This window comes from Bradyrhizobium sp. 4 (assembly GCF_023100905.1).
Classification (GTDB): Bacteria; Pseudomonadota; Alphaproteobacteria; order Rhizobiales; family Xanthobacteraceae; genus Bradyrhizobium.
The window spans coordinates 2,653,900-2,677,893 of the sequence record NZ_CP064686.1 but is presented as its reverse complement, the minus strand read 5'-3'; the positions used below and the strand labels follow the sequence as shown (position 1 = coordinate 2,677,893).

The window sequence follows — 23,994 nt, the reverse complement described above, 5'->3', positions numbered from 1 at the left end:
CAATGTCTCTGATCGAAGAAATCGACTTCGGCACGCCGCACTCGAAATCGGAAACGATGGTGACGCTGACTATCGACGGCAACCGGGTCACGGTGCCCGAGGGCACCTCGATCATGCGGGCGGCGATGGACGCCGGCCACCAGATCCCGAAACTCTGCGCGACCGACATGGTCGATGCGTTCGGCTCGTGCCGCCTTTGCGTCGTCGAGATCGAGGGCCGCGCCGGAACACCGGCCTCCTGCACCACGCCTGTCATGTCCGGCCTGATCGTGCACACCCAGAGCGAACGGCTCAAGAAGCTCCGCAAGGGCGTGATGGAGCTCTACATCTCCGACCATCCGCTCGACTGCCTCACCTGCGGCGCCAACGGCGACTGCGAGTTGCAGGACATGGCCGGCGCCGTGGGCCTGCGCGACGTGCGTTACGGCTATGAGGGGGAGAACCACGTCTTCGCGAAATCCCACGGCGAGATCAACGCCGCCTGGATGCCGAAGGACGAGTCCAATCCGTACTTCACCTATGATCCCTCCAAGTGCATCGTCTGCTCGCGCTGCGTCCGCGCCTGCGAGGAGGTGCAAGGCACCTTCGCGCTCACGATCTCCGGCCGCGGCCTCGACAGCCGCGTGTCGCCGGGCATGAGCGAGAGCTTCCTCGGCTCCGAATGCGTCTCCTGCGGCGCCTGCGTGCAGGCCTGCCCGACAGCGACGCTGACCGAGAAATCCGTGATCGAGATCGGCCAGCCCGAACATTCGGTCGTCACCACCTGCGCCTATTGCGGCGTCGGCTGCGCCTTCAAGGCCGAGATGCGCGGCGAGGAACTCGTCCGCATGGTGCCGTACAAGGACGGCAAGGCCAATCGCGGCCATTCCTGCGTCAAGGGCCGCTTCGCCTGGGGCTACACCAACCACAAGGAACGCATCCTCAACCCGATGATCCGCGAGCGGATCGAGGATCCCTGGCGCGAAGTGTCGTGGGACGAGGCCTTCTCGTTTGCCGCCGACAGGATGCGCGGCATCCAGAAGAAATACGGCCGCGACGCCATCGGCGGCATCACATCGTCCCGCTGCACCAATGAAGAAACCTATCTGGTGCAGAAGCTGATCCGCGCCGGCTTCGGCAACAACAATGTCGACACTTGCGCCCGCGTCTGCCACTCCCCGACCGGCTATGGCCTCTCGACCACGTTCGGTACCTCTGCCGGCACGCAGGATTTCGACTCGGTCGAGGACACCGACGTCGTCGTCATCATCGGTGCCAACCCCGCTTCGGCCCATCCGGTGTTCGCCTCCCGCCTGAAGAAGCGGCTGCGCCAGGGCGCCAAGCTGGTCGTGATCGATCCGCGCCGTACCGAGATGGTGGAATCGCCGCATGTGAAGGCGCTGCACCTGCCGCTGATGCCCGGCACCAACGTTGCGGTGATGACGGCACTGGCGCATGTGATCGTCACCGAAGGCCTCGTCGACGAAACCTTCGTGCGCGAACGCTGCGACTGGAGCGAGTTCGAGGAATGGGCGGCGTTCGTCGCCCAGCCGAACAACAGCCCGGAAGCCACTGCCATCCTCACCGGCGTCGATCCGAAGGATCTGCGCGAAGCAGCGCGCGTCTACGCCACCGGCGGCAACGGCGCGATCTATTACGGTCTCGGCGTGACCGAGCACAGCCAGGGTTCGACCACCGTGATCGCGATCGCCAACCTTGCGATGGCCACGGGCAATATCGGCCGTCCGGGTGTCGGCGTGAACCCGCTGCGCGGCCAGAACAACGTGCAGGGCTCCTGCGACATGGGCTCGTTCCCGCACGAGCTGCCCGGCTACCGCCACATCTCGGGCGACGCCGTGCGGGACCAGTTCGAAGCGCTGTGGAACGTCAAGCTCAACCCCGAGCCGGGCCTGCGCATTCCCAACATGTTCGACGCCGCGGTCGAAGGCACGTTCATGGGGATTTACGTGCAGGGCGAGGACATCCTGCAATCCGATCCCAACACCAAGCATGTGGTGGCAGCACTCTCGGCGATGGAATGCGTCATCGTCCACGACCTCTTCCTGAACGAGACCGCGAACTACGCCCACGTGTTCCTGCCGGGCTCGAGCTTCCTCGAGAAGGACGGCACCTTCACGAACGCCGAGCGCCGCATCCAGCGGGTCCGCAAGGTGATGACGCCGAAGAACGGGCTTGCCGACTGGGAGGTCACCATCGGCCTCGCCAGGGCCATGGGCTTCGAGATGACCTACAGCCATCCTTCCGAGATCATGGACGAGATCGCGGCGCTGACCCCGACCTTCGCCGGCGTCTCCTATGCCAAGCTCGACGAGCTCGGCTCGGTGCAGTGGCCCTGCAACGACAAGGCGCCCGAGGGCACGCCGGTGATGCATATCGACGGCTTCGTCCGCGGCAAGGGCAAGTTCGTCGTCACCGAATACGTCGCGACCGACGAACGCACCGGCCCGCGCTATCCGCTACTGCTCACCACGGGCCGCATCCTCAGCCAGTACAATGTCGGCGCGCAGACCCGGCGTACCGAGAACGTAGTCTGGCATGCCGAGGATCGGCTGGAGATCCATCCGCACGATGCCGAACAGCGCGGCGTGCGCGACGGGGACTGGGTGCGGCTGAAGAGCCGCGCCGGCGAGACCACGCTGCGTGCGGAGATCACCGATCGCGTCGCGCCGGGCGTCGTCTACACCACCTTCCACCATCCGGACACGCAGGCCAACGTCATCACGACCGACTATTCGGACTGGGCAACCAACTGCCCCGAATACAAGGTCACGGCGGTGCAGATCTCGCCGTCGAACGGCCCGTCCGACTGGCAGAAGGCCTACGACGCACAGGCGCGGCATTCCCGCCGTATCGCGCCGGCCGAGGCCGCGGAGTAGCGGCATGCACGTACCGGTCCAGGCCATCGACCGCGAGATCTGGCGCAACGGTGTCGCGTCCGAAGGAGCGCGGCTGATTCCGGAGGAGACGCCGCTGGCGCTGACCTACAATGGCGGCACCTACGCCGTCATGATGGGGACGCCGCAGAACCTCGAAGATTTCGCGGTCGGCTTCAGCCTGGACGAAGGCATCATCAGATCCGTCGATGACGTCAAGTCGCTCGAAATAGTCCGCCTCGACGACGGCATCGAGCTGCGCATGTGGCTGGCACCGGAAAATGCTGCGCGAATCAGCGAGCGCCGCCGCCACATCGCCGGCCCGACCGGTTGCGGCATTTGCGGCATCGACTCGATGGCCGAAGCTGTGCGGCCTGCGGCCGTCGTGCCGCAGGGACAGATGTTTACGCCCGAGCAGGTGATGGCGGCGATGCAGACCATCGCACCGCTGCAATCAATAAATTTGCAAACCCGCGCCGTTCACGCCGCCGCGTTCTGGACGCCTGCCGGCGGTATCGTCGCGCTGCGCGAGGATGTCGGCCGCCACAACGCGCTCGACAAGCTCGCCGGTTCGCTGGCGCGCAGCCGCACGGCTGCAAGCGGCGGCATCGTGCTGCTGACGAGCCGCGTCTCGGTCGAGATGGTGCAGAAGACCGCCGCCATCGGCGCGCCGGTGATGGTCGCCATCTCTGCGCCGACCGCGCTTGCGGTGCGCACCGCGGAGGCCGCCGGCATCACGCTGATTGCCATTGCCCGCCAGGACGGGTTCGAAGTGTTTTCGCATGGCGGCCGGGTTGTCGCCTGTCATGCCACGGAGGTTGCCGATGTCGCCTGACCGCCTGATCTACATGGCCAACCAGATCGGCACGTTCTTTCGGAGCCAGGGCCACGACAAGGCCGTGCCGGGGATCGCCGACCACATCAAGAAATTCTGGGACCCGCGGATGAAGCGCGCGATCTTCGCCCATCTCGATGCCGGCGGCGTGGGTCTTGAGCCGAATGTGCGGGAGGCGCTCACCTCGCTGAAGCCGACGACGTCCCTTCCAGCAGCGCCCTGAAGACACGCCGCACCTCGCTCTGCGTCTCCTTCACGCGCGCCTCCAGCGAGGAGAAATGCGGCGCGTCGCCGGCGCGTGCCATCACGCGCAAGAGGTCGGTGCCGGCGGTTTCCGGCTTGAACCGGTCGCTGACGCAGAGCCGCAGGATCTGCGTCAGGTCGTGATAGAGCCGCGCCGCGGCACGCAATATCTCGGTCTCCGATTGCGCGAGCACGCCGAGCCTGCATGCATTGTCCAGCACCTGCGTGGTGCCGACGTCGAGAATCTCCGGTTTCTCGTGCGCATGCACGAGCTGGAGATATTGCGCGATGAAGTCGATGTCGACCATGCCGCCGGCTGCATATTTGAGATCCCAGCAATCGGCCTCGCCCTTCTCCTGGGCAATCGCACGCCGCATGTCGGCAACGTCGTTGGCGATGATTGCGGGATCGCGGCGACGGGTCAGGACATCGCGGATGACGTGTTCGATGCGCTCCCGGAATTCGGGCGAAGCCGACACGACGCGCGCGCGCGTCAGCGCCATGTGCTCCCAGGTCCAGGCCTCGTTGGCCTGGTAGTCCGCGAACGAGACGAGGCTCGAGGCCACAGGGCCGGCACGCCCCGAGGGGCGCAGCCGCATGTCGATTTCGTAAAGCACCCCGTAATTGGTGCGCGTCGTGAACGCGCTGATCAGGCGCTGGGTAAAGCGGGCGAAGTAATGCGCACCTTGCAGTGACTTCGCACCGTCGGAGTCCGGATTGTCGCTGTCGAAATCGTACAGCAGGATCAGGTCGAGATCGGATGACGCGGTCATCTCGCGGCTGCCGAGCCGGCCCATCGCGATGATTGCGCTCTCCTGCCCTTCGATCCGGCCATGCTGGGCGGCGAAGCGGTCGGCGACGAGACCATGCACGGTATGGACGATGCCCTCGGCGACGTCGGCAAAGGCCGTGCTCGCCTGCTGCGCCGAGACGGTGCCGGAGAGAATGCGCGTGCCGATCAGGAACAGGCTCTCCTGCCCGAACAGACGCAGGCGGTCGAGGAACTCTTCGTAAGAGCCGGCATCCTGCACGGTGGTCGCAAGCCGCCCCGACAATTCCTGCCTGTCGGGCATGGCGCCGAAGAAGCGCGGATCGATCAGGCCATCCATGAGCTGCGGCTGCCGCGCCAGCATCTCGCCGAGCCGGGGCGCCGCGCCAAGCACCAGGGCCACGAGCGCGACGAGATCGCGGTTCTGACCGAGAAGCGTGATCAGCCGGCCGCCGCGCTGAAGCGCCCCAAGGAAATGGTCGAACGCCACGACGGCCCGATCCGGCTCCTCGGCATGAGCGAGACCGTCGATCAGGGCCGGCACGAATTCGACGAATGCGTTTCGCGTCGCCTCAACGCGGAACACGCGGTACTCGCCGGTGATCCAGTCACGCACGGTCTGCGCGACGGCGGCAGGCTTCTTGAAGCCGAGCGTGGCCAGATACTGAAGCAGCCGCGAATCGTCGGGACCCGCACCGTAGTCGAGCGCCGGCAGCTTGGCCGTGCCGGTCGGATCGTCGCCCTCGAACAGTTTTTCGTAGTGGCCCTGGACGATCTCGAGCTGGCGCAAAAGGTCGCGGGCAAAGGCCTCGCGATCCGGATAACCGAAGAACCAGGCGAAACGCTCGACCGCTTCCTTGTCCTCGGGCAGCGTGTGGGTCTGCTCGTCGGCGATCATCTGGAGGCGATGCTCGACCCGGCGCAGGAATTGGTACGCCGTGGTCAGCTCGTCACGCGCGGCGACCGTGATCCAGTTGCTGGAAGCTAGCACGCCGAGCGCGGCGAGCGTCGGCCGCACGCGCAGTTCGGGATGCCGGCCGCCGGCGATCAATTGCTGGGTCTGGGCGAAGAACTCGATCTCGCGGATTCCGCCGCGCCCGACCTTCACGTTATGGCCTTCGACCGCGACCTCGCTCTGGCCGCGATAGGTCTGCATCTGCCGCTTCATGTCGTGAACGTCGGCAAGCGCGGCGAAGTCGAGATGCTTGCGCCAGACGAAGGGCGCGATCTCCGCGAGCAGCGCCTCGCCCGCCCTGGGATCGCCGGCGCAGGCGCGCGCCTTGATCATCGCGGCGCGCTCCCAGGTGCGCCCTTCCCGCTCGTAATAATTCAGCGCGGCGTCGCGCGAAATCGCCACCTGCGTCGAGGACGGATCGGGACGCAGGCGCAGATCGACGCGGAAGACGTAACCGTCATAGGTGCGCTGCTGGAGAATGCGTGCCATCCCCTGCGTCACCCTCACGAAGAATGGCTGGGGTTCGATATCGGCGGCGAGCGTCGTATTGTCGGGATCGAAAAACACGATGAGATCAATGTCGCTGGAATAGTTCAGCTCGCCTGCGCCCATCTTGCCCATCGCAAGCACGATCAGCCCGCAGCCCTCCTCCGGCGCCTCGGGATTGGGCGGCGAGAGCTTGCCGCGTGCGGCTTCCTGCCGCAGCAGGTATTGAAGCGCCGCCCGCACCGAGGACACTGCGACATCGGTGAGCGCTGCGGTCACCCGCATCACCGGCCAGACCCCGCCGATGTCGCACAGTGCGATCAGGAGCGCGGCCTCCGCCTTCATGCGGCGCAGCAGCCGCATCACCTCGGCTTCGTCGGATGCCGCGAGCACCGCGCCGTTCGCCTCCGCGACCAGCGTGGCGAGATGCGCATCCGGATCGCATTCCAGCAGCCGGATCAGACGCTGCGGATCAACGCGCAGCAGCTCAAACAGATAAGGCGAGAATTCCGCGATGCCGGCCAGGACGTCCCGCGCGAAGCGGTGAGCCAGCAGCGCTTCAAGACGAGTGAATTGCGCGGGCTCGAGCTCGGCCAGCCAGCTTTCAAAACGTCCTTGGTCGGTGACGGAAGCGGCAATATGGGGAGCCTCCGCAAAGCGCGCGGCAAGTCTCTCACCATGCTTGTCCGCGTTTCCCGGCGCGGAATGGTTCATGCCACCTTCTGTGGCACATCCTGCATTGGCGGAGCAACCCTGTCGCCGGCCCCCGAGCGCGCCGGCAGCACCAGCGTGGCGACAAGACCGGGCTGGGCGTCACCCAACCTCAACTCACCGCCATGCAATGTCGCGACCGCGGAGGCGAGACTGAGGCCGAGGCCGGATCCAGGCAGCGTGCGGCTCGCTTCCAGCCGCACGAATCGTTCCACCACATGCTTGCGGTCGGCTTCGGGGATGCCGGGACCGCGATCGGTGACGCTGAGCAGCACTTGATCGCCCTCGCGCCTCGATTCGATCGTGATCTGCCTGCCCTCCATGCTGACCACAGTTCCCGCCGGCTGCGCGGCCGGCTTGCCGTATTTGATCGCATTCTCGACAAGATTGGCGAGGGCCTGGCTGATCAATTCGCGGTTGGCGTGGACCGGGGTCGGCTCGCACCTGACCTTCAAGGTCATGCCATCGTCTTCGGCCAGTGGCTCGTAGAGCTCGTGAATGCCGTTGGCGACATCGGCCGCGTCGAAATCATCCATGTTGCCGCGCGCCTGCCCGGACTCGGCGCGCGCGATCATCAGCAGCGCGTTGAAGGTGCGGATCAGCCCGTCCGATTCCTCGATGGTCCGCTCCAGCGCGGCGCGGTAGTCGGCCTCGCCGCCGGATTTCGCCAGCGCCTCCTCGGCGCGGTTGCGCAGGCGCGTCAGCGGCGTCTTGAGGTCGTGGGCGATGTTGTCGGAGACCTCCTTCAGCCCCGCCATCAGCGCCTCGATCCGCTCCAGCATCGCGTTGAGGTTTTCGGCGAGGCGGTCGAGCTCGTCGCCGCTGCGCCCCACAGGCAGGCGTTCGCTGAGATCGCCCGTCATGATGCGATGGGCGGTGCCGCTCATCGCGTCGATGCGCCTGAGCACCCTGCGCGCCACGAAGATGCCGCCGCCAAGGCCGAGCACCACGACGATCAGGATCGACCATTGCGCGGCCTTCGCCACGATGCCGAACAGCCGTCGCCGCTCGGCCAGATCGCGTCCGATCAGAAGCCGGAAGCCGTTTTCCAATTCGGTGACGCGGACGAGCGCAAGATGGTCCCGATCGTCGGCATCCTCGATCCGCCGGTAGGCGGTCTCGGACCAGCCGCGCGTCGCCATCACGCCGGGCGCGAGCGAGCCGACATTGCCGGCGATCGACTGGCCGGTCGGCGTCGTCACCAGATAGAGGTTGGCGCCCGGCCGCAGCGCGCGGTACTCGATCGCGAGCACGAGAGCGCGCAAGCCGCGGCGGCCGTAGATCTCGTTGATCTCAGACGTCTCGGCATTGACCGTCTGCGTGATTTCCTCGGTGATCAGCCGCCGCGTATTCCAGGCGAAATAGGCCAGCAGCGAGGCCGCGAACATCGCGAACAACAGCAAATAGACCAGCGTCAGCCGGAATGCCGTGGTGCGGACGAGTTTACCGAATGCCGTCACGGATCATGTATCCCGCGCCGCGGATCGTGTGCAGCAGCGGCCGCTCAAAACCCTTGTCGATCTTGGAACGCAACCGTGAAATGTGCACGTCGATCACGTTGGTCTGCGGATCGAAATGATAGTCCCAGACGTTCTCCAGCAGCATGGTGCGGGTCACCACCTGGCCCGCATGCTTCATCAAATATTCGAGCAGGCGGAATTCGCGCGGCTGCAGCGTCAGCTCGTCCTTGCCGCGTGCGACGCGGTGGGAGAGCCGGTCGAGCTCGAGATCGCCGACCCGGTACAACGTGTCCTCGGCCGGACCGCCGCGGCGGCGCGACAGCACCTCGACCCGGGCCAACAGCTCGGCGAAGGAATAGGGTTTCGGCAGGTAGTCGTCGCCGCCGGCGCGCAAGCCCTTGATGCGGTCGTCGACCTGGCCGAGCGCGGAGAGAATCAGCACCGGCGTCGAATCATCCTTGTCGCGAAGCGCGCCGATCACCGACAGGCCGTCGCGCTTGGGCAGCATGCGGTCGACCACCAGCACGTCGTAGTCGCCGTTCTCGGCCATGGCGAGGCCTTCCTCGCCGTCGGCGGCGTGGTCGGCAATGTGCCCGACCTCGCGAAACGCCTTCACGAGGTAGTCGGCGGATTCGCGGTCGTCTTCGATGATGAGGAGGCGCATCGTGCGTTCGGCAACGGTCAAGGGAGTGAACCTTCTCTAAACATGGCGCGAGCGGCAATCGCATGCAAGCCGAGTGAGAGACTCTGGCATGGAGAAAAAGGCGGGCGGTGAAGCTGGGGGGACTTCACCGCCCTAGGCCTTCCGACGGAGGGGGGCGTATTCCACCGGAAGGTAGACAGGGGAAGCAAACGTTGCGCTGCTCCCCCGAAGGGCGCCGTCGGCGGGGGCGACTGATGCCGGCGACACCCTTCATCTCGGAGGTCCTGAGGCCGGGCCCTTCGTTACCCCTTGGCGATGGGCACGGCGACGAAGCGCGACTGGCCGCCGCTCTTCACTCGCATCAGGACGCTGTTCTTGTTGTCGGTCCGCGCCGTGTTGATGGCGTCGCGGACTTCGCCGGCGGTGCTCACGCTCTTGCCGCCGACTTCGAGAATCACGTCGCCTTCCTTGAAGCCGCGTTCGGCAGCCGCGCTCTTCGGATCGACCTCGGTGATCACGACGCCTTCCTTGCCGGCGCCGGCCACGGAATCGGCGGGCGCCACGGTCATGCCGAGCTTGGGCACGTCGGTGCCGCGGCTCGCGCCCTTGCCGCTGTCCTTGTCGATGTCGGCCTTGGCCTCGATCGTGTTCGGCAGCTGGCCGAGGGTGAGGTTCACCACCTTGTCCTGGCCCTTGTGCAGCACGTTGAGCTTCACGGTCGCGCCGGGCGCCAGGCCGCCAATGGTACGGGCGAGCTCGCGGGCGTCCTTGACCGATTCGCCGTTGACCGACGTGATCACGTCACCGGACTCGATGCCGGCCTTGGCCGCCGGACCATTCGCCTGCGGCTCGGCAACCAGCGCGCCTTCGGCCTTCTTCATGCCGAGGCTGTCGGCGATGTCGGATGTCACCGGCTGAATCTGCACGCCGATCCAGCCGCGGCTGACCGAGCCCTTGTCCTTGAGCTGCGCCACCACGCTCTTCACTGTGCTCGCGGGAATCGAGAACGCGATGCCGACGCTGCCGCCGGAGGGCGAGTAGATCGCGGTGTTGACGCCCATCACCTCACCGTTGGTGTCGAAGGCCGGACCGCCGGAGTTGCCCTTGTTCACGGGCGCGTCGATCTGGATGAAATCGTCGTAGGGGCCGTTGCCGATGTCGCGGCCGCTGGCCGAAACGATGCCGGCAGTCACGGTGCCGCCGAGGCCGAACGGGTTGCCGACCGCGAGCACCCAGTCACCGATCCGCGGCTTGCCGTCGGCAAGCTTCGCGAACGGGAAGTTCGAGCTGCCCTCGACCTTGATCAAGGCGAGGTCGGTGCGCTGATCGGTACCGATCACCTTGGCGGTGTAGGTCTTGCCGTCGTCGGTCGTGACCTCGACCTTGTCGGCGCCGTCGACCACGTGGTTGTTGGTCACGGCGAAGCCATCAGCCGAGATGAAGAAGCCGGAGCCCTGGCCCTGCACGACGCGGCCACGACCGCCACCACCCTTCAGGCCCGGCATGCCATCCGGACCGCCGAAGCGGCGGAAGAACCGCTCCATCGGCGAGCCCGGCTGGAACGGCGACTGCGCGTCATCGCCATCATCATTGCTCGCGGTCTTTTCCTTGATGTTGACCTTCACCGAGATCACCGACGGCTTCACGCGCTCGACGATGTCGGCGAAACCGATCGGGCGTTCGACCTTGCGGACCTCGTTGTTGACCTGTGCATGCGCCGGGCTCGAGAACAGGTCGGCCGGCGAGGTCGACGTGCCGAAGCCGTAGACGGCGGCGCCGAGGCCGGCGACGACCGAGGCCATCAGCGCGATCTTGCGGGCCGAGAAAACGGATCGGCGGGGCTGCCGGTAGGACGGAAGGTTCGAGAGGTCGGAACGGTCGGTCATGCAGAGATCTCCAGGGCCTTGAAATCCATTTGGCGCCTGACGCGGCACCTTACGGACCTGAAGATGGGGGCTGCCGCCTTACCGTGCGCTGGCGGCGGGGTTAAACTTTTGTAATGAACGCGGATGCGGATGCGGCAGTTTATCGCGGCCGAAAGTGTTGAACCGGCAGGAACTTAACGAGGTTCCAGGAACGCCCGCGCAGTGCCGGCTCGATGCGCAGCAACGTAGCTAGCGCGATTTGGCTTCATCCGCCATCAATGCGGCGAGCCGCGCTTCCTCGTCGGGCGTGAGCGGCGGAGCCGGTAGGTCTGCACCATTTCGCGAGCGCCGGCGGATTTGAAGCCATAGCGCCAGGCCGCCGCCAAGCAGCAGCAGCGGCGCGAGCAGCCACAGCAGCATGTTCTGGCGCTCGAAGCGCGGCTTGAGCAGCACGAACTCGCCGTAGCGCGCGACCAGGAAATCGAGCACTTGCGAATTGCTGTCGCCGGCCGCGATGCGCTCGCGCACCAGGAGCCGCAAATCGCGCGCGAGCGGCGCATCGGAATCGTCGATCGATTGGTTCTGGCAGACCATGCAGCGCAGCTCGCGCGACAAGTCGCGTGCACGCGACTCCTTCACAGGGTCCGACATGATCTCATCGGGCTGCACGGCATGCGCCGCAGGCAAGGCCAGCAGCATCAGTGCGACGAACGCGACCATCATTCGGCGCATCAGATCACTCCGCCGGCTGCAGGCGCTGCTTTGCCCGCGCCGGTTTTGGCGCACCGACCCGCAGGCGCCGGTCCGACAGCGACAGCACGCCGCCGAACGCCATCAGCACCGGCCCCCACCAGATCAGCAGCACCAGCGGCTTGTGATAGATGCGCACGGCAATGGCGCCCTCGGCAGTGGCGTCGCCGAGCGAGATGTAGAGCTGGCTGGCGCCACGCGTCAGCAGCGCGGCCTCGGTGGTCGAGGAGCCGCGGGTGGTGAAGCTGCGCTTGGACGGCGTCATCACGCTGAGCTTCTCGCCGTCGTGGCTGACGTTGAATTCGGCGATCATCTCGTGGAAGTTCGGCCCTTGGCGCTGAAACAGGCCGTCCAGCTTGACGTCATAGCCGGCGACATGGGCGACGTCGTTCTGCTTCATCGTGGCGATATATTCGCTGTTCCAGGTGGTCTCGCAGACGATTCCGATCAGCGCGACGCCGAGGCCGGCATGCGCGAATACCGAGCCCCAGGCCGAGCGCGGCAGACCGCGGGCACGATGCAGCGTCGTCGCGAACGGCAGGCGGAACAAGCCGGTTCGTTCGGCCAGATCCGTCGCAGCGCCGGCAATGACGAAGACGCCAAGTCCGATTGCCAATGGCGCCAGCGCGCTGCCGCCGAGCGCCCAGCCCCAAACCATGGCAACGGCGACAAGCCCGGCAACGCCGGCCGCGAGCAGACGTTGGGTGACGCCAAGCAGATCGCCGCGTTTCCATGCCAGCATCGGCCCGAACGGCACGGCGAGCAGCAACAGCGTGAACAGCGGGGCGAAGGTCAGATTGTAGAAGGGAGCACCGACCGACATCTTGAAATCGGCGAGCATCTCCATCGCCAGCGGATAAAGCGTGCCGAACAGCACCACCGCGCAGGCGACCGTGAGCAGCAAATTGTTCAGCACCAGCGCACCCTCGCGCGAGATCGGCGCAAACAGGCCGCCTTGCTTCAACGAGGTCGCGCGCCCCGCGAACAGCGACAGGCTGCCCCCGATGAACAGGCAGAGAATCAGGAGAATGAACACGCCGCGGGTTGGATCGGTCGCGAAGGCATGCACCGAGGTGATGACCCCCGAGCGCACCAGGAAGGTGCCGAGCAGCGACAGCGAGAAGGTCAGGATCGACAAGAGGATGGTCCAGACCTTCAGCGCGTTGCGCTTCTCCATCACCAGAGCCGAATGCAGCAGCGCTGTTCCGGCAAGCCACGGCATCAACGAGGCGTTCTCGACCGGGTCCCAGAACCACCAGCCGCCCCAACCCAGTTCGTAGTAGGCCCAGTACGAGCCCATGGCGATACCGAGGGTCAGGAAGATCCAGGCGACCAGCGTCCACGGCCGCACCCAGCGCGCCCACGCGGCGTCGATCCGCCCCTCCAGCAACGCCGCGATCGCGAAGGAGAACGAGATCGAGAAGCCGACATAGCCGAGATAGAGCATTGGCGGATGCACGGCGAGACCGATGTCCTGAAGCACCGGATTGAGATCGCGTCCCTCGATCGGCGGGTTGGCGATGCGCAGGAACGGGTTGGAAGTCATCAGGATGAAGAGATAGAAGGCGCTGGCGATCCACGCCTGTACGGCCAGCACATGCGCGCGCAGCGACAGCGGCAGATTGTTGCCGAAGGCCGCGACCAATCCGCCGAACAGCGCGAGGATCGACACCCACAAGAGCATCGAACCTTCATGGTTTCCCCACACGCCGGTGATCTTGTAGAGCAGCGGCTTCATGGAGTGGGAATTCTCGTAGACGTTCGCGACCGAGAAATCCGACTCTACGTGCAGCATCACCAATGCGATGAACGACGCACCGACGAACAGAAGCTGCGCCAGCGCAGTGGAGCGCGCCACATTCATCAGCGCATCATCGCGCAGCCGCGCACCGATCAGGGGCACGATGGATTGGATCAGTGCCAATCCGAGCGCCAGCACCAGCGCGTAATGTCCTGACTCCGCGATCACCGCACTGCTCCCTGCGGATTGCCCTGCGCTGTCGTGGCCGCGGGCTTGACGCTATCGGAAGCCTTGACGCCATCATAAGCCTTGGCGCCGTAGTCATCCTTCCAGTGCCCCTGCTTCTTCAGGGCATCGGCGACGTCCTTGGGCATGTAGGTTTCGTCGTGCTTGGCGAGCACGGTGTCGGCCTTGAACACGCCATCGGCGTCGAGCGCGCCTTCGGCGACGACGCCCTGCCCTTCCCGGAACAGATCGGGCAAAATGCCCTTGAAGGCGACCGGAAGCTTTGCGCCGCCGTCGGCGACCTCGAAGGTCACTGCGAGATTGTCGCCGCGCTGGAGCGAGCCGGGCTGCACCAGGCCGCCGAGGCGAAACCGCTTGCCGGGCGCAACGTGCTTCTCGGCGACCATGGTCGGCGTCGAGAAGAACACGATGGAGTCGCGCAATGCGTTGAGCACCAGCGCGGCGGCGAGCGCGAGCACGGCAAGCGAGCCGCCGATGATGGTCATACGTCGCTGCTTGCGCGTCATGGCGTATCCATTCCCTGCCCGTCTCGTCCTGACATCGTCATCCGTCGAGCCCGAGTGTCTTGAGGCCTTCATCGAGCTGGCGCAACCGCGCTGCATCGTTGGCAACCGCCTGGCGGGCATCGGTCGATGCCCCCACCGCCTTGTCGCGATCACCCATCACGAGATAGGCGCGCACCAGGCGCAGCCAACCCTCGACGTCGTCGCCGTTCTGCTTGAGGCGCGTGGCGAGCCGTTCGACCATGCCGCGAACCATCGCGTTGCGATCGCCCTCTTTCATGTCCTTGGAAGCTGCAAGGGTTTCATCCGACAGCGCCGGCATCGTAGCGCCACCGCCGCCGACCCGGGCGAGCGAGGTCTGCACCAGAGGACGCCACGGCGCATCCGCCGGCGCTTTCGCCAGCAGCGCGCGCCAGATGTTGGCGGCATCGTCCTTGCGGCCGTCCTGCTCGGCGGCGAGACCGAGAAAATAGTTCGCCTTGGGGTCGTCAGCGCTGAGCGCCCGCGCGCGCTCGAACTCGGTCTTGGCCTCGGCGGTCACGACGCCGCCGGCGGCGGCCGAGATCGCTTCGCCGAGATCGGACCGGCGTTCCGCGCTCTCGCCATTGTAGGTGAGCGAGTTGCGATAGGCCCGCACGGCGTCATCGAAGCGGCCAAGCCGCTCCAGCACGGGCGCGATCACGTTCCAGCCGCGCCCGTCGGTCGGATTCTTTTCCAGATGTTGCTCGACCTGGACGACCAGATTTTCGAGCGACTGCGCCATGCCGGACCCGGATCCGCGCTCCCGCTGCGCCAGTGGAAAGTCCTGGAGCCTGGGCGAGCCGAGCGGCACATAGACGCTGATCGCAACCAGCGGCAGGCCGGCAAGCGCCAGCACGGCCGCCGCGCGGCGCCATTTGAGGCTGGATTTCGGCGCCGTTGCGGGCTCGCTGCCGGCCGCGGCGAGCAGCCTGCGGCTGACCTCGACGCGCGCGGCCTCGGCTTCGGGCGCAGCTATCAGCCCTGCGGCAAGATCACGCTCGATCTCGGCGAGTTGGTCCTTGTAGACCGCGACCTCGCTGCCCTCATTTTGCGCGCGTCCGCTACGGCCGAGCGGCAAAAGCACGGCGAAGGTCGCCGCGACCGTCATCAGCGCGAACACGAACCATAGCATCATCTGGCAAGCTTCCGGCAGCGCGCAAGTCGCGCCCACAGGTGGCTTTACACCACGGCCGGACGATGCGGCAATTGACAATTGTCAATTCGGCGCGACCGCGCACAGTCCCGAAATGGTGAAAATCCAACGGCTTAGCCGATCTCGAAGTCCGCGCTTTGAGCGGCGTCCTCGCCATGCCCGTTGAAGGCCTTCAGGAAGTATGTTCCCGGCTCGATAGCGTCGGGCAATCTGATGCGCAACGCCCCGACCGGAACGGGCGATGCAACCCTGGTGACCGTCTCAGGAAGCTGCCGACCGCTTGCCTTCTCGACCAGCACCACCTTCGCGCCGACCATCAACCTTTGATATTTGGCAACGACGACGCGATTCTCGATTTCGATGGAACTGATAACGGATTTCATGCGCCCACAGATAGAAATATCAAAACTTGCACGGCGACCGTAGGGCCCGACATCGGCATCGTCAACCTGAAATTGTGACTACTGAAATATGCGCCTGGATCAGCTCGCGCGCGACGATTTGCGCTCGCCCGTGGCCGCGTTCTCCGCGGCGCGGCTCATCAGCGAAGCATAATCATCGCCGAACAGCACCTGGCAGAAGCGGATCGCGGCCTGCACCTGCTGCTGCCGATAGGTGCGGACCTTGTGATCGGCGCCGCGCAGCGACTGCACCAGCTGCTCGGTTGAACGCTCGACATATTGCTGCAGGTCGGAATAGGTGCGCAGTGTCACCTCGTTGATCGCAAGCTCGCTCGCATAGTTGCGACAGGTCGCGACGAAATCGATCAGCGCCACGGTTTCCTCGACCTCGGTGCTGTCGATCCGCGCGCCCGGCGGAATGTCCTTCTCGGCGCGCTGGCGCAGGATGCGGCGGACGCGGCCGGGAACGCTGTCGATCTCGGATTGCAGCGCGTTGGAGATGTCGGCCCGGATCGAGGTCAACTGCTTGCCCCAGGCGGAATCGTTGCGCAGGTCGAGTTCGGTACGCAGGCCCCGGACGCCGTCGTGCAGCGTCTTGAGATTGCCGGCGACATTGTCGAAATGGCCGCGCTTGATGTCCATGCGCAGGACGGCGGCCACGCAGGACAGATCATGCAGCGCCATTGTGACGGCGACTCCATAGGGCGTTGCCGCGACACGGATCTCGTCGTCGGACGCGGCAATCTTGATGGCGAGGCGGATGATCTGCCACGGCGCGGTCATCCGTTGCACGACCATCGAGAGCGCGAAGGGCAGCATCTGCGGCGTCTGGAGGACGGGAATGTTGAGCGCGGCAGTCACCGAGGCGATCTGGGCATCGCCGAAGGCGCGCAAAGAGCGCGGCAGCTTCTCGTTCAGGGTGCCGATAGCCTCGCGGACCGCGAGGACCGCCCCGGTCGAATAGAGATCCTCGATCACGTTGGGCGGACCGACGCGGGCGAGCGCACGCGATTTGTCACCCCCGCCCGGCCCCGTCAGCTCGAAGATGGCATCCGCGGCGACCGCCTGGAGCTTCGAGGCCAGCGCTTCGACCTGCCCTGCACTGTCGGCCGGCATGCGCGCCAGCGCCGCCTCGAATTCGCTCAGCTTGGCCGGAGCACCGTCGCGGCCGAGCCATTGCCAGATCGGAGCCAGGGAAGAGCGGCGGATCTGCCCGGCCCGGATCGGGGCGCCTGCTTCGACCAGGAATGGTTCCAGTACCTGGAACAGTAGCCGCGACAGATCGTCCGTGCGCGGCGGTGTTGCTTCCTCGGCTTCCGTCTTGCGGACAATCTTGCGCAGCTGGTCGAGCACGAGGGTCGCCACGGCCGTGTCTTGGCCGCGCTCGAGCGCGCGCTCGAACTCCCGCATCAGCAGTGCCTGCGCCTGCGGCGGGAGCTGCGCGAGATATTCCCTCAGCCGCTCGATCGATGTCTGGCTCATGCGCCCGGGTAATGAACGGTAAAATGGCGAACGTGGGATCCGTCCTGCTCGATCATAGGTGGGCCCGCTTAAGAAGCCGTTTAGGAAGTCGCTCCGAATACCCCTGGTTTCGTCCGGATCGGTGTGCTTCTGCAGGTCAAATAGTCGCGTCGGAACAAGGGATTATATTCCGGGGAGGACCAGCTCCGCCCGCAAGCCCCCGGTCGGCGCGCGGCCGAGTGAGAGGCTGCCGCCGTAGAGCGCGGCGAGCTCGGTCACGATCGACAGCCCCAGCCCCGATCCGGGCTTGGACTCGTCGAGCCGTTGGCCGCGCCGTGAGACCTGGGTACGCTCGGCCTCCGACAGGCCGCGGCCGTCGTCGTCGACGATGATATGCAGCCGCGGACCGGCGCTCGCCTGATGCGGCGCTTCCACCAGAACTTCGACGAAGACCCGCGAGGCCGCCCATTTGCAGGCGTTGTCGACGAGATTGCCGACCATCTCCTCCAGATCCTGCCGCTCGCCGCGAAATTTCGCCGACGGATCAGCCTCGGCCTCGACCACGATGCCGCGGCCGCGGTGGATCTTCTCCATGGTCCGCCGCAATGCCTCGATGGCCGGTGCAACCTCCGTCACCGTCGCGACGACCGAGACCCGCGCCGCGATGCGCGCGCGCTCGAGATGATGGGCAACCTGGTCGCGCATCACGTCCGCCTGCTCCATCACCTTTGCCGCGAACGGATCGGCGGGATGCGCGCCGGCCTCGTTCACGATGACCGAGAGCGGCGTCTTGATGGCGTGAGCGAGGTTTCCGACATGGGTGCGGGCGCGCTCGACGATCTCGCGATTGGCGTCGATCAGCGCGTTGGTCTCGCGCGCCAGCGGCGCGATCTCAACCGGGAACTCGCCCTCGAGCCGCTCCGCCCGCCCGGACCGGATGTCGGCGATGGATTCGGAGATGCGCTTGAGCGGCGCGAGACCGAAGCGGACCTGGAACACGGTGGTCAGCAGCAACACGATGCCGAGCGCGGTGAAGGTGCCGCCGAGATAGTAGTCGAAACTGCGCGTCTCGTCGAAAATCTCCGTGTCGTCGCCGGCGACACTGACGAGAAATTTGCCGTCCGCGCCGAGATCGACCGGCCGCTCCACCATGCGCAGGTTCTGTCCCTCCGGACCGTCGACATAAGCGATCCGGATGCCGGCGGCGGTAAGCTCGGTGCCCTGCTCTTCAAGCTTCGGCAGCTTCTTGTCCCAGAGCGAGCGCGACGAGCGCACCTCCGGCTTTTCGGGGTCGGTCCGCGTGATCTGCCAGTACCAGCCGGACAACGGCAGCTCGAACAGAGGCTCGCCGAGCGACTGGAACTGGCGGTCCGGCGGCTCGTCGGGGGTGGCGACCTCGGCGATCAGTGTGCGGAGATAGAGATTGAGCCGGCGGTCGAAGGCGCGCTCGGTGGCGTTCTTGTAGACCGACGACAGCACCACGCCGGTGATGGCCAGGATCACCACGAGCCACGCGGTCGCCGACAGGAACAGGCGGTTCGCGAGCGAGCTGGCGGGCATCGGAATGATCCCGGAGGCGCGGGGTGGCATGGCGTCGGAACTCATGACCCGAACAAGGCCTCTGCCGGGCCGCCCGTCAAGCCAAGATACGTCTAGACAAGATCGTTCGAGACACCACGGTTCAAGCGCCGGGGGGCGGCGGGGTCAGGAGATAGCCGAGGCCGCGGACAGTCTGGATGATGTCGACGTCGAGCTTCTTGCGGATGCGGCCGACGAAGACCTCGATGGTATTGGAGTCGCGGTCGAAGTCCTGGTCGTAGAGATGCTCGACCAGCTCGGTGCGGGACACGACGCGCCCCGAATGATGCATCAGGTAGGCCAGAAGCCGATATTCGTGCGACGTCATCTTGATGGGATTGCCTGATACGCTGACCCGGCCGGTCCTGGTATCGAGCGTGACGGGGCCGCAGCTCAGCTCGCTTTGGGCGTGGCCAGTGGAGCGGCGCAGCAGCGCGCGGATGCGCGCCAGCACCTCCTCCAGGTGGAACGGCTTTGCGACGTAGTCGTCGGCGCCGGCATCGAAGCCCTGGACCTTGTCGCTCCAGCGATCGCGCGCGGTGAGGATTAGGACCGGCATGGTGCGGCCGTTGCGCCGCCAGGCTTCCAGGACCGAGATGCCGTCCTTCTTCGGCAGGCCGATGTCGAGCACCACGGCATCGTAGGGCTCGTTGTCACCGAGATAATGCCCCTCCTCCCCGTCGAAGGCGCGATCGACGACATAGCCGGCGTCGGTCAGCGCCTTGGTGAGCTGGCGATTGAGATCGGGGTCGTCCTCAACGACGAGCAGGCGCACGCTTCTCTCCAGAATTAGGCCGCATGAACACCCGCACAGATGAGCAATTCCGGCGTGAACTGAATATGAACGCGGGGAACCGGCCGCGTTACTTTTTGGTCATATCCGACCTGTTCGCGCTAAACGCATTGCGCCCGCCAAGCCACCGGACGAACCGACGGCCTGGCGGGCGCAATGTGCCGCGTTATGCGGCGAGTCGGAAGGTGCGAACCGTCCGGTCGATCTGCCGATCAGGTCCGGAAGAACACGAACCAGATGACCGCGAGGATCAGGATCGCAAGCCCGGTGGATATGGCGAGCAGCGCCGCCACCGACGGCCCAGGCTCGCCCTGGCGCGCCTCGGTCGGAGTTTCCACGATCTGACGTTGGTCTCGCGTGGTTGCCATGGTGACCTCAATTCTGGCTGTCGCGTCGGATGGCCGCGACTGCTCGCGGCGGAATGTCTCGTGGCAACGCATGATGGGATATGATGTTCCGGCCTTTGCGGCCTGATCAGGTTGCACCCGCGCACCGGGCGGCCGGTTAACGCAGTTGCAAGATTCAGCAATCCGCCTTGCTATGATTCGTTGTTCCCCGATGGTATCTTCGTCTTCTGTCCCCGTTGCGTTTGGAGTAGCCCATGGCCCCCCGCGCCAATTGGAAGGGTTTTCTGCGTTTGTCGCTCGTGACCTGCCCGGTCGCGCTCTATCCAGCCACTTCGGATACCGAGAAGGTCTCGTTCAACCAGATCAACCGCAAGACCGGCCACCGGATCAAGTACCTCAAGGTCGACGCCGAGACCGGTAACGAGGTGACCTCGGATGACATCGTCAAGGGCTACAAGGTCGACACCGACACCTATATCGAGGTCACCAAGGACGAGCTCGACGACATCGCGCTGGACTCCACCCACACGATCGAGATCGACGAGTTCGTACCGAAGACCGACATCGACAGCCGCTATCTGATCCGCCCCTATTATCTCGTGCCCGATGGCAAGGTCGGCCACGACGCCTTTGCGGTGATCCGCGAGACGATCCGGAGCATGGACAAGGTCGCGATCGGCCGCGTGGTGCTGACCAACCGCGAGCATATCATCGCGCTGGAGCCGCTCGGGAGCGGCCTGATGGGGACGCTGCTGCGCTACCCCTATGAGGTGCGCGGCGAGAAGGACTATTTCGACGACATCCAGGACGTGAAGCTGACCAAGGACATGCTCGACCTTGCAAAGCACATCGTCGAGAAGAAGTCCGGCGCGTTCGAACCCGAGCTGTTCGAGGACCATTACGAGACCGCGCTGATCGACCTCATCAACAAGAAGCGCAGCGGCGCGCCCATCGCCGCGAAGGCCGCGCCCAAGACCGGCGGCAACGTTATCAACCTCATGGACGCGCTGAAGAAGAGCATCGCGAACGAGAAGGACGCAAGCCCCCCGGCGAAGGTCGCCAAGGACGTGAGCAAGGACGCCGTCAAGGGCAAGAAGCCGAAGAAGCGCGTCGAAGGCCAGCGCGAGATGCTGCTGCCGATCGCCGGCAAGGGCGGCAAGGACGCTGCTGCGAAAGCCGCTCCCAAGAAGGCCGACAAGCCAGCGCGCGCGCCGGCGCGGGCGAAGAAGGCCGGCTAGCAGCATCGCACAGCGACGACGCCGTGATACCTCCCCTCGTCGATCGGTCGACCTGACATGCCCTGGTCGACCGCGTTCGACGACCCCATTTCGTTACGTGGCGGGCGCAAGCTTCGGACGCTGCAAGAAGCTGCCGATCACATCATGCGACTGCCCGAGGATACGCAGCATGCGAGCCACTGGCAGACCGCGATCGAAACCCTGATCAACGCGGCCGAGACCGGCGGCGGCTGGATGATGTTCGCCCGCATCGCGGTGTTGCGGGCGCTGAATGCGGACGCTCGGCGCGACTGAGCTTTGCACCCCGGTCGAGAACAGGCTCAACAATCCGTTAAGCCAAGCCCGCGCTTTCAGCGTCTGCCCGCAGTCGCGGGGGCGGCACGTAATCCTACGGAAGACAAAATTAACCGACGCTTCCCGCTCAGCGCAGCATGGTCGCCCTCGATTGAACTCGGGGTTGCAGGCTCGTGCAGCAGCAGGACGCCAGAAAGAACTACATCGGCATCGTCAACGACGCGGCCGAGGAAGAAAGCCTCGCCGGCAGCTCCGCGCGGGCGCAGCCGTCCGTGGTCAGCTATCTGGTCGGACGTCTGGCGATAGTGCTGAAACGCCCCGGCAAGGCCGCGCCGAAACGCCAAATATCGTCCTGAGACACCACGACGAAATCGCCAAATGCGTCCGAATTGGGTGACGAAACCTTAAGTCAATCGATGACACCATATCAAACGGCAGGTGAGGACCATCCACCTGCGTTTTGACGCGCCCGCGAAAAATTAGTGAATCAATTTACCATTCCGAAAACGGCACCAGCCTAGGTTGGACGGATGAACAGGAGTTGACGATGACTTTGCTCAAGTCATTTCTTGCCGACGAAAATGGTGCCACCGCCATCGAGTATTGTCTGATCGCCACGGGCATCGCGCTCGCGATCATCACGGCCGTGAACAACACGGGCGGTGCACTCCTGAGCGGCAAATTCAACTCGATCAGCGCGGCGGTGAAGTAGCCGGCATAGCCGGCGCGCCGCAATGTCATCAGCACGAGTCCGCGTGCAGCGCGCCGGATGACGGGCTCCTCCTTCCGATGCGGCGGCGACCCCAGCTTGATTTTCGCGAAGTTCACATTATGGCGTTGTGTCGTGCGGTTGCGCCGTCGTAGAGCGTAAGCTCAAACTCCAGCGGCCCTATGACATGATTCCTTCCGACAAGCCGACCTCGACAATCCGGGCTCGTCTTGGCTCTGACCAATCGGTGGCGATCACCGTTCTTGCTGTCCTGGCGGCCCTGTCGTTTCTTCCGGTGCTGCTGACCCCTATCCCCGCGATGGTCGACTATCCCAATCACCTCGCCCGGATGTACATTTTGAGCCAGAACGGCACTCCCAATGCCAATCCGTATTACGAAGTGGCCTGGGCATTCTATCCCAACCTTGGAATGGATCTGCTGGTCCCGCAAATGGCGCGGCTGATCAGCCTCGAGAACGCCACGCGGCTGTTTCTGCTCCTGAGCCAATTGCTGATCGTCGGAGGCGCGCTTTTGCTCGAATGGGCCCGGAAGGGACGGGTCCATCTCGCCGGCTTTGCGGCGCTCGCTTTCCTTTACTGTCTGCCTTTCAGCTGGGGCTTCGTGAATTTCGAGTTCGGACTGGGCCTCGCTCTCTGCGGCATCGCGCTCTATCTGATGCTCGCGGAACGCCCATGGCCACTGCGTTTCGTCGTCAACATGGTCTTCGTCGCGGCGCTGTTTGCGGCGCATTTCTTCTCCCTCGGCATCTACGGCGCGACGCTCGGCCTTTACGAACTCTCGCGCATCCGCCATGGGCGAATATCTTACGGTGTCGCCGCCGCGCGGCTCGCCGCGTTGGCCATGCCGGCGCTTGCCCTGTTTGGGATCATGCGCATGACCGCGGGATCGATCGGAAGCGAAGGAACGAACTGGTTCTTCGGATTCAAGCCGATCTGGCCGCTGCGCATCATGAACGGCTACAATTTGACGGTCGCGGCGGCGACCGGACTGACGCTGATGATCTCGCTGTTCTTCGCCGCAAGGCGCGGCGTCCTCAAGCTCGAAGCAGCCGGAATCTGGCTCGCGATCGGCTTCGCGCTGCTCTATGTCGTCATTCCCTCGAAGCTGTTCGGAACCTCGTTCGTCGACCTGCGCGTGATTCCCGCTGCGGCTCTGATCCTGCCGGCTTTCTGCTCGCTGACGCTGCCCAGCCGGGCATGGGGAATGGCAGCGCTCGCCGCGGTCAGTAGCGTCATACTGATCAATCTCGCTGTCGTGCTCGCGGTCTGGCTGCCTTACCGCACCGACTATGCGGCCATCGTCGCATCGTTCCACAAGATCGATCGCGGTTCGCGTATCCTCGTCGCCAGCACGGACGACAATGGAGACCCGCCCTTCGCCGACCTCACCTCGTATCCGATGTATTATGCGCCGACGCTGGCCGTGCACTATGCCAACGCGTTCGTGCCCAATCTATTCACGGAAGCGGGCAAGCAGCCCGTACGGCCCCGCGAGGACGTGCGCCGTCTTGCCATTCCCTACGGGGGGCCGGTGCCGCTCGGCGTGCTTACCGCGATTGCGGCAAGCCGGCAGCCGGCTGGCGTTCCGCCGTTCGTCAGCACCTGGCACCAGGATTACGACTATCTCTACGTCCTCGGGCCGAAGGTCGCAAACCCGCTGCCGGATCTACTGGAAGCGCTGGACACCTCGGAGCGATTTGTTCTCTACAAGATCCGCCGCAAGTCCTAGGCCGAAGTCCTAGGCCGAAGCGCCGCCCAGCGTGGTTAATCGGGTATCCCCATCCGCACCCGCCTCATTGGAAGCCGCCACGGCGCCCCATATCCTTAATGGTTGTGGCAAGGCGACCTTAACCACCGCCGGCATAGACTTCCGCTCCTGCAACGAGTTGGACTCTCTC

General features: G+C 65.1%; 21 protein-coding genes. 8 read left to right on the top strand and 13 right to left on the bottom strand.

Annotation, left to right across the window (positions count from 1 at the left end; all coding sequences use genetic code 11):
• Nucleotides 1-2: 2 nt before the first annotated feature.
• Genes fdhF through IVB45_RS12245 form a run of 3 tightly spaced genes read left to right on the top strand, consistent with a single transcriptional unit; the run spans nt 3 to nt 3,931 of the window.
• A complete protein-coding gene (fdhF, locus tag IVB45_RS12255) occupies nt 3-2,876 on the top strand; it encodes a formate dehydrogenase subunit alpha (protein ID WP_247359834.1) in 2,874 nt (957 codons plus the stop codon).
• Between the two features lie 4 nt (nt 2,877-2,880).
• The gene (gene fdhD, locus IVB45_RS12250; protein WP_247359835.1) at nt 2,881-3,708 is read left to right on the top strand and encodes a formate dehydrogenase accessory sulfurtransferase FdhD; all 828 of its coding nucleotides are present in this window, start codon (nt 2,881-2,883) and stop codon (nt 3,706-3,708) included.
• Nucleotides 3,698-3,931, top strand: coding sequence for a formate dehydrogenase subunit delta (locus IVB45_RS12245; protein ID WP_219680856.1), 234 nt, complete (start codon nt 3,698-3,700; stop codon nt 3,929-3,931). The genes fdhD and IVB45_RS12245 overlap by 11 nt, the downstream gene beginning before the upstream one ends.
• Here the strand turns inward: IVB45_RS12245 and IVB45_RS12240 are convergent.
• The 13 genes from IVB45_RS12240 to IVB45_RS12180 all read right to left on the bottom strand — a co-directional run bounded on the left by IVB45_RS12240 (nt 3,888) and on the right by IVB45_RS12180 (nt 19,855).
• Nucleotides 3,888-6,875 (bottom strand): bifunctional [glutamine synthetase] adenylyltransferase/[glutamine synthetase]-adenylyl-L-tyrosine phosphorylase, encoded by a 2,988-nt coding sequence (locus tag IVB45_RS12240; protein WP_247359836.1) that lies wholly within the window; start codon nt 6,873-6,875, stop codon nt 3,888-3,890. The two genes, IVB45_RS12245 and IVB45_RS12240, sit on opposite strands and share 44 nt — an antisense overlap.
• Nucleotides 6,872-8,332: an ATP-binding protein gene (locus tag IVB45_RS12235; RefSeq protein ID WP_247359837.1), complete on the bottom strand. Its 1,461-nt coding sequence runs from the start codon at nt 8,330-8,332 to the stop codon at nt 6,872-6,874. Before IVB45_RS12235 ends, IVB45_RS12240 begins: the two co-directional genes overlap by 4 nt.
• Nucleotides 8,316-8,996, bottom strand: a complete 681-nt coding sequence (locus tag IVB45_RS12230) for a response regulator transcription factor (RefSeq protein WP_035969420.1) — start codon at nt 8,994-8,996, stop codon at nt 8,316-8,318. Before IVB45_RS12230 ends, IVB45_RS12235 begins: the two co-directional genes overlap by 17 nt.
• Before the next feature lie 281 nt (nt 8,997-9,277).
• Complete coding sequence (locus tag IVB45_RS12225) at nt 9,278-10,861, bottom strand: Do family serine endopeptidase (protein ID WP_247359838.1); 1,584 nt, start codon at nt 10,859-10,861, stop codon at nt 9,278-9,280.
• Between the two features lie 228 nt (nt 10,862-11,089).
• Nucleotides 11,090-11,572, bottom strand: a complete 483-nt coding sequence (locus IVB45_RS12220; RefSeq protein WP_027569123.1) for a cytochrome c-type biogenesis protein — start codon at nt 11,570-11,572, stop codon at nt 11,090-11,092.
• Between the two features lie 4 nt (nt 11,573-11,576).
• On the bottom strand, nt 11,577-13,559 hold the full coding sequence (locus IVB45_RS12215; RefSeq protein ID WP_247359839.1) for a heme lyase CcmF/NrfE family subunit: 1,983 nt from the start codon (nt 13,557-13,559) through the stop codon (nt 11,577-11,579).
• A complete protein-coding gene (ccmE, locus tag IVB45_RS12210; RefSeq protein WP_027569121.1) occupies nt 13,556-14,083 on the bottom strand; it encodes a cytochrome c maturation protein CcmE in 528 nt (175 codons plus the stop codon). The genes IVB45_RS12215 and ccmE overlap by 4 nt, the downstream gene beginning before the upstream one ends.
• A 37-nt stretch (nt 14,084-14,120) precedes the next feature.
• Nucleotides 14,121-15,236 (bottom strand): c-type cytochrome biogenesis protein CcmI, encoded by a 1,116-nt coding sequence (gene ccmI / locus IVB45_RS12205; protein WP_247359840.1) that lies wholly within the window; start codon nt 15,234-15,236, stop codon nt 14,121-14,123.
• Nucleotides 15,237-15,367: 131 nt separating this feature from the next.
• On the bottom strand, nt 15,368-15,637 hold the full coding sequence (locus IVB45_RS12200; RefSeq protein ID WP_007593394.1) for a hypothetical protein: 270 nt from the start codon (nt 15,635-15,637) through the stop codon (nt 15,368-15,370).
• A 99-nt stretch (nt 15,638-15,736) separates the two neighbouring features.
• Entirely contained in the window at nt 15,737-17,137 is a 1,401-nt protein-coding gene (locus IVB45_RS12195) for a hypothetical protein (RefSeq protein ID WP_247288838.1), read from the bottom strand.
• 162 nt (nt 17,138-17,299) lie between these two features.
• Entirely contained in the window at nt 17,300-18,676 is a 1,377-nt protein-coding gene (locus tag IVB45_RS12190) for a sensor histidine kinase (RefSeq protein WP_247359841.1), read from the bottom strand.
• Nucleotides 18,677-18,797: 121 nt separating this feature from the next.
• Complete coding sequence (locus tag IVB45_RS12185; RefSeq protein ID WP_027569117.1) at nt 18,798-19,469, bottom strand: response regulator transcription factor; 672 nt, start codon at nt 19,467-19,469, stop codon at nt 18,798-18,800.
• 230 nt (nt 19,470-19,699) lie between these two features.
• Complete coding sequence (locus IVB45_RS12180) at nt 19,700-19,855, bottom strand: hypothetical protein (RefSeq protein WP_007593402.1); 156 nt, start codon at nt 19,853-19,855, stop codon at nt 19,700-19,702.
• Nucleotides 19,856-20,088: 233 nt separating this feature from the next.
• On the opposite strand from IVB45_RS12180, the gene IVB45_RS12175 reads away from it, so the two are divergent.
• From IVB45_RS12175 to IVB45_RS12155, 5 genes are all read left to right on the top strand, one after another.
• A complete protein-coding gene (locus IVB45_RS12175) occupies nt 20,089-21,072 on the top strand; it encodes a Ku protein (RefSeq protein ID WP_247359842.1) in 984 nt (327 codons plus the stop codon).
• Nucleotides 21,073-21,129: 57 nt separating this feature from the next.
• Nucleotides 21,130-21,366, top strand: coding sequence for a hypothetical protein (locus tag IVB45_RS12170; RefSeq protein ID WP_027569115.1), 237 nt, complete (start codon nt 21,130-21,132; stop codon nt 21,364-21,366).
• A 173-nt stretch (nt 21,367-21,539) separates the two neighbouring features.
• Nucleotides 21,540-21,722 carry a hypothetical protein gene (locus IVB45_RS12165; RefSeq protein WP_027569114.1) on the top strand — a complete coding sequence of 61 codons (183 nt, stop codon included), beginning with the start codon at nt 21,540-21,542 and terminating at the stop codon, nt 21,720-21,722.
• Between the two features lie 191 nt (nt 21,723-21,913).
• Nucleotides 21,914-22,078, top strand: a complete 165-nt coding sequence (locus IVB45_RS12160) for a Flp family type IVb pilin (protein WP_027516964.1) — start codon at nt 21,914-21,916, stop codon at nt 22,076-22,078.
• Between the two features lie 184 nt (nt 22,079-22,262).
• Nucleotides 22,263-23,825: a hypothetical protein gene (locus IVB45_RS12155; protein ID WP_247359843.1), complete on the top strand. Its 1,563-nt coding sequence runs from the start codon at nt 22,263-22,265 to the stop codon at nt 23,823-23,825.
• Nucleotides 23,826-23,994 lie beyond the last annotated feature (169 nt).